The organism is Streptomyces sp. McG3 (assembly GCF_018619185.1).
Classification (GTDB): Bacteria; Actinomycetota; Actinomycetes; order Streptomycetales; family Streptomycetaceae; genus Streptomyces.
In genome coordinates this window covers 1-6233 of sequence record NZ_JAAXYC010000390.1, presented here as the reverse complement: position 1 = coordinate 6233, position 6233 = coordinate 1, and the positions used below count along the sequence as shown (strand labels likewise).

Here is a 6233-nt window from a genome sequence, read left to right as displayed (position 1 = left end):
ACCTTGGCGAGCATCGGGTCGTAGACGCTGGTGACCTCGGTGCCCTCGCTGAGGCCGGAGTCGGTGCGGATGCCCGGGCCGGTGGGCTCGGCGAGGGCGAGGACGGTGCCGCCGGAGGGGAGGAAGCCGCGGGCGGGGTCCTCGGCGCAGAGGCGGGCCTCGACGGCGTGGCCCAGGGAGCGCGTCCAGGGCAGCGCGAGGACGGGGAGCACGCCGCAGGCGATGACCGCGGGCAGGGCGAACGTGTCGGTCAGCCAGGGGGCCGCCGGGGTCAGGACGACCTGGGGCAGGGCGACGGCGAGACCGTAGAGGCCGATGACCGCCCCCTGGCGTCCACGCGGGGCCAGTACGGCGGCGGCGGTGGCGCCGCAGACGGTGACGATGCCGAAGCCCGCGCCCCGCAGAGCGGTCGTCAGCAGGACGGGCAGCAGTTGGTCGCTGAGGGCCTGCAGCAGGGAGGGCAGGCCGAGCAGCAGTGCGCCGAGGACGAGGGTGCGGGTCCATCCGAGCCTGCGCAGCGTGGCCCTGACGAACAGCTGGGTCAGGACCGTGGCGGCCATCAGGACGGCGGTGACGAGTCCGGCGCCGAACGCGTCGGCGCCTCCCTCGACGGCCCACGCCGGTGAGACCGGGAGCAGGAGGGCGAATCCCGAGAAGCAGAACAGCACCATCACCAACAGGTGAGGGATGCCCGGGGCCCGGATCACTGATTCCTTCGCGGGTACGGACATGGGCGTCGGCTTGTCCTCTTCTTGCGCGGGGGTGGGGAGCGGAAACAGGGCGGCGAGCTTTCGCCGTGGACTGATCAGTCCACGGCGAAAGCTCGCAGGAACCGCTCCACCTGCTTCTTCGTGTCGACGTCCTCGGGACCCCGCCCGGACAGGATGTGGAAGAACACGGGGCCGATCAGCAGGGCGGTCGCCTGCTCCAGCGACAGATCGTCGCCGCAGGCTTCCAGCAGTGGGGCCACCACCGCGGCAGCGCTCTCGCCGAGGACATCGCCGGACGCGAGGAGGGCGGCCACGTCCGCGTCGTGCTGGGCCTCCCCCAGAAGGGCTCGGTAGGCCGCTCCCGCGTGCGAGTGCGCGAGAAAGCCGGTGAGGGCGTCGAGATAGGCCGTGAGGTCGTCGCGGGGTACTCCGGTGAGGGTGACCGCGAGCTCATGCCGGGCGTCGATGACGCTGGCCTCGTAGAGGACCTCTGCCTTGTTCGACCACCAGCGGTATACGGTCTGCCGGCCCACTCCGGCGCGTTCCGCGATGCCTTTCATGGTCAGTGCCGCGTACCCGACTTCGACCAGGAGGTCGTCGACGGCGTGCAGCACGGCCGCCCGTGCGCTCTCACTGCGGGGCCTGCCCCGGCCGCTTTCCTGAACCATGCCCCCACTATAAACGAGACACCGTGCATCGAATGATGCTACTTTTACGGTGCACGGTGCCTCGAAATAACGATCGGCCCGCGCTTCCCCTCTCCGGCCCCGGAAGGAAGCGAGTCACGCCTTTCCATCGCCAGGGCGATCCGCCGGTGTCGCCCATCCACGCCTCCCCACCGTCACCGCCCTCAGCACCCGGACCCCCAGGAGCCCGCACCATGACCGCAGACACCCACACCCTCGCGGAGCCGCGCCTCCGCTCCGCCCTGAACCGCATGTTCGAAGCCGCCGCCCGTGACGACGAGGCCGCGGCACGCGTGCGGAGCCTCCGGCCCGACGACCGAGAAGCGCTGACGGCGCAGGAACTCGCCGACGCGAACCGGGAGATCTACATGCCGATCTCGGCCGACGGCGGCAAACTCCTCTACAACCTCGTCCGCGCCACCAGGCCGGACAACGTCGTCGAGTTCGGCACCTCCTACGGCATCTCCACCCTCCACCTGGCGGCCGCCGTTCGCGACAACGGCTCGGGGCGCGTCATCACCACCGAGATGAACACGGCGAAGGCCGCCGCCGCCCGCGACACCTTCACGGCCACCGGCCTCGACGACGTGATCACCGTCCTGGAGGGAGACGCCCTGCGGACGCTCGCCGCACTGCGGCAACCCGTCGACTTCCTGTTCCTGGACGGCTGGAAGGATCTCTGCCTGCCCGTCCTGCGGCTCCTGGAGCCCCACCTCGCCCCGGGCACCCTCGTCGTGGCCGACGACGTGGACCTCCCCGCCCTGGCCCCGTACCTCGACCACGTCCGTGACACCGGCAACGGCTTCCACAGCGTCACCTTCCCCGTGGAGGACGGCCTCGAAATCAGCTGCCGCCTCTGACCCGCCCCGAGCTCCCCCGCCGGTCAGCCGGTCAGCAGATCGGGGTTTCCGGCCAGGGCGGCAAGACGGCCGCGCGGGTCCGGGACGAGCCGGCGTTCGGTCAGATCGAGAACGCCGGCCACTCCGGTGATCTCGGCGGCCACCGTGCCGTCCTCCTTGATGATGCGCTGCTCCAGCGTGAACGTCTTGCCCGTGCCGTAGTCGAACCGGCAGGTGACGCGCACCCGGTCGCCGCCGCGCAGCTCGCGCCGGTACTTGACCGTCACTTCGAGCTGCACCGGCCCGATCCCGTCGGCCAGCAGCTTCTCCTGGGGCAGCCCGGCGGCCCGCAGCAGCTCCCAGCGCGCGTGCTCCGCGTACTGGAGATAGACGGCCTGGTTCAGGTGGCCCTGGGTGTCGAGCTCGTAGCCGCGCACGGTCACATCAACGGAGAAGGTCATGACCGTGCGAACGCCCGCACCAGCCCTTCCATTCCGGTGAGACGGTGCTGCCGGATCCCTTTACGCACCTGTCATGCACCGGTAACTTCCTCCCCGCAAGGAATTGCAGCAACATTCCGGCAGAACTTGCTGCCGGATCGTGTTCACTCGCCCGAACCCCGAGGCGCGTCAGGGTTCTCCGGCGGGACCGCCATCGGCAAGTCGTGGGACACCCACCCGCGACCCCTCCCCCTGGAGACACGTATGAGACGCACCCCTTACCGGTTGCTGCGGCGGCCGTTCGCGGCGGCCGTGGCAGCAGCCGGGCTGCTGGGACTCCTCACCGCCGCGCCACAGGCCGTTCCCGGCCCGGCCACCGCACCGGTCGCGGCCTCGGCCTCCGCCACGACCACGGCGACCGTCTTCTACTCCACGAAGACCCGGAACTGGTCCTCGTACTACCTGCATTACTCCCCCGACGGCGGTTCCTGGACCACCGCGCCCGGCACCCGGATGGAGGCCGCCTGCGCCGACTGGGTCAAGCTGACGGTCCACCTCGGGGACGCCGGCGGGCTGAAGGCGACCTTCACCGACGGCTCGGGCACCTGGGACAACAACGCGGGCGGGAACTACGACCTGGGCACCGGGAACATCACCGTCCAGGACGGGGCCGTGGCGCACAGCGACCCGTGCGCGGACACGGGGCCCGGGGAGCCGGAGGAGCCCGAGGGGCCGAACTCGGCGTCGGTCTACTACGCGACCTCCACCGTCGGATGGCCCACCGTCAATCTCCACTACAGGCCGCACGGCGGAACCTGGACGACCGTCCCCGGCATCGGCATGGAAGCCGCCTGCACCGGCTGGGTGAAGCGCACGGTGGACCTGGGCAGCGCCACCGGCCTCCAGGCGACGTTCAACAACGGCAACGGGGTCTGGGACAACAACAACGGCAACGACTACACCCTGGCGACCGGGCTCACCACGGTGAAGGACCGCGAGGTGACCGCCTCGGCGAAGGACCCGTGCGCCGCCGAGGAACCGGACACCGAGGCGCCCACCGCGCCCACCGCGGTGAAGGCCACCGCCGACGGGGTCGCGGTCGTGGTCACCTGGGAACCCGCCACGGACGACCGGGGGGTGACGAAGTATCAGGTCGTGCGGACCGGCGGCACGAAGGGCACGGTGGTCACCGACACCACCTCGACCGTGTTCTCCGACACCGGACTCGAGGCGAGGACCGCCTACCGCTACACCGTCCGGGCCGTCGACGCCGCCGGGAACGTCTCGCCCGAATCCGCCGCCGCCTCCGCCACCACCGGCGACAAGCCCACCGCACCGCCGGCGGGCACGCCACTGGGCACCGACCCCCGCAAGGACCCGATCTACTTCGTGCTCACCGCCCGCTTCAACGACGGCGACAGCACGAACAACCGGGGCGGCAGCCAGCACGAGAAGTCCGGCAACGCCGCCAACGGCGACCCCATGTTCCGGGGCGACTTCAAGGGGCTCGTGCAGAAGCTCGACTACGTCAAGGGGCTCGGCTTCTCCGCGATCTGGATCACCCCGGTCGTGCTCAACCGCTCGGACTACGACTACCACGGCTACCACGGCTACGACTTCTACAAGGTCGACCCGAGGCTGGAGTCCGCCGGGGCCTCGTACCAGGACCTCATCAACGCGGCGCACGCCAAGGGCATGAAGATCTACCAGGACGTGGTCCACAACCACTCCTCGCGCTGGGGCGCCAAGGGACTGTTCACCCCGAAGACCTACGGGGTGCGCGATGCCCAGTGGAGCTGGTACTACGACGAGAGGGACGACGCCTTCACGTACGACGGACTCACCGTCGAGCCGAAGTCGGGGAAGTCGTACTACAACGGCGACCTGTGGTCCACGGCCGAACCGTCCGGCAACACCTGTCTCAACTGGGGCACCCCCACCGGACACACCTCGCCGGAGGGCTACCGGATCTACAACTGCCAGTGGCCGAACCCCACTTCGGGCATGTTCCCGAAAGCGCTCTACCACAACTGCTGGATCGGCAACTGGGAGGGGGAGGACTCCCGCTCCTGCTGGCTGCACGACGACCTCGCCGACTTCAACACCGAGAACGCCCAGGTCCAGAACTATCTGATCGGCGCGTACGACAAGTACATCGACATGGGCGTCGACGGCTTCCGGCTCGACACGGCGGTGCACATCCCCCGCACCACCTGGAACCGCCGCTTCCTGCCCGCCATCCAGGAGCGCGTCACCCAGCGGTTCGGGGCCGGGGCGGCGAAGAACTTCTTCGTCTTCGGTGAGGTCGCCGCCTTCGTCAACGACAAGTGGAACCGCGGTTCGGTCAACCACTCGGCGCAGTTCTTCACCTGGAAGGAGCGCAAGGAGTACAGCGCGGACGACGAGAAGGCCGCCCTGGAGATGTACGACCACGAGCAGCAGCAGGGCACGGCGGCGCAGCCCGTCTCCGACAACGCCTTCCTCAAGGGCAACGCCTACCACGCCCCCGACCGCAGCCGGTCCTCCGGGATGAACATCATCGACATGCGGATGCACATGAACTTCGGGGACGCGAACAACGCCTACCACAACGGCAAGGACTCCGACGACGCGACCAACGACGCCACGTACAACGTCGTCTACGTCGACAGCCACGACTACGGGCCCAACAAGAGCAGCGAGCGGTACACGGGCGGCACGGACGCCTGGGCCGAGAACATGTCGCTGATGTGGACCTTCCGGGGCATCCCAACGCTCTACTACGGCTCCGAGATCGAGTTCCAGAAGGGGAAGAAGATCGACTGCGGGCCGACGTGCCCCCTGGCGACGACCGGGCGGGCCTACTTCGGGGACCACCTGGCCGGTGAGGTGACCGCCTCGGACTTCGGCAAGGTGTCGTCGGCCACCGGGAAGGTCGCGGACACGCTGGCAGCACCGCTGGCACGGCACCTCCAGCGGCTCAACGAGATCCGGCGGGCGGTGCCCGCGCTCCAGATGGGCCAGTACTCCACGGAGGGCATCAGCGGCTCCATGGCGTACAAGCGGCGCTACACCGACGCGGCGAGCGGCACCGACAGCTTCGCCCTGGTGACGGTCTCCGGGAGCGCCACGTACACCGGCGTTCCCAACGGCACGTACAAGGACGCCGTGACAGGTGACACGAAGGTCGTCACCGGAGGCACCCTCGCGGTCCCGGCCCCCGGGAAGGGCAATCTGCGCGTGTACGTCCTGGACCTCGGCGGGAAGAACGCCGCGCCGGGGAGGATCGGCGCGGCGGGCCCGTACCTGAAGTAGCGGGACCGACCGGCCCGGCCTCCCCGGTTGCGCGGCTACTTCGCCGACAGGTGCGGGAAGCGCCATTCGGTGCGGCTGTGCAGCACCTCGCCGGGGCGCAGCACGGTGGTGGGGTGGCCGGGGCGGTTGGGTGAGTCCGGCAGGTGCTGGGTCTCCAGGCAGAGCGATCCGTGGCGCCGGTGGCGGCGGCCGGTGCCGTCGGTGAACGCGCCGTCGAGCTGGTTGGCGGTGTAGACCTGGAGGCCGGGTTCGGTGGTCCAGAGC

Annotated in this window: 4 protein-coding genes and 2 pseudogenes; 2 read left to right on the top strand and 4 right to left on the bottom strand. The window is 69.8% G+C overall.

The window, feature by feature from the left end:
• Both HET64_RS39735 and HET64_RS35060 read right to left on the bottom strand, forming a co-directional pair.
• Window positions 1-620 (bottom strand): annotated as a pseudogene (locus tag HET64_RS39735) (MFS transporter); the annotation flags it as partial.
• 185 nt (window positions 621-805) lie between these two features.
• Window positions 806-1378 (bottom strand): TetR/AcrR family transcriptional regulator, encoded by a 573-nt coding sequence (locus HET64_RS35060; RefSeq protein WP_215111284.1) that lies wholly within the window; start codon window positions 1376-1378, stop codon window positions 806-808.
• A gap of 212 nt (window positions 1379-1590) precedes the next feature.
• On the opposite strand from HET64_RS35060, the gene HET64_RS35055 reads away from it, so the two are divergent.
• Window positions 1591-2256, top strand: coding sequence for an O-methyltransferase (locus HET64_RS35055; RefSeq protein WP_215111283.1), 666 nt, complete (start codon window positions 1591-1593; stop codon window positions 2254-2256).
• A 23-nt stretch (window positions 2257-2279) separates the two neighbouring features.
• On the opposite strand, the gene HET64_RS35050 is transcribed toward HET64_RS35055, so the two are convergent.
• Window positions 2280-2696 carry a thioesterase family protein gene (locus HET64_RS35050; protein ID WP_215111282.1) on the bottom strand — a complete coding sequence of 139 codons (417 nt, stop codon included), beginning with the start codon at window positions 2694-2696 and terminating at the stop codon, window positions 2280-2282.
• 243 nt (window positions 2697-2939) lie between these two features.
• On the opposite strand from HET64_RS35050, the gene HET64_RS35045 reads away from it, so the two are divergent.
• Window positions 2940-5969 (top strand): carbohydrate binding domain-containing protein, encoded by a 3030-nt coding sequence (locus HET64_RS35045; protein ID WP_215111281.1) that lies wholly within the window; start codon window positions 2940-2942, stop codon window positions 5967-5969.
• A 35-nt stretch (window positions 5970-6004) separates the two neighbouring features.
• Here HET64_RS35045 and HET64_RS35040 read toward each other — a convergent pair.
• A pseudogene (locus HET64_RS35040) lies at window positions 6005-6233 on the bottom strand (galactose-1-epimerase); the annotation flags it as partial.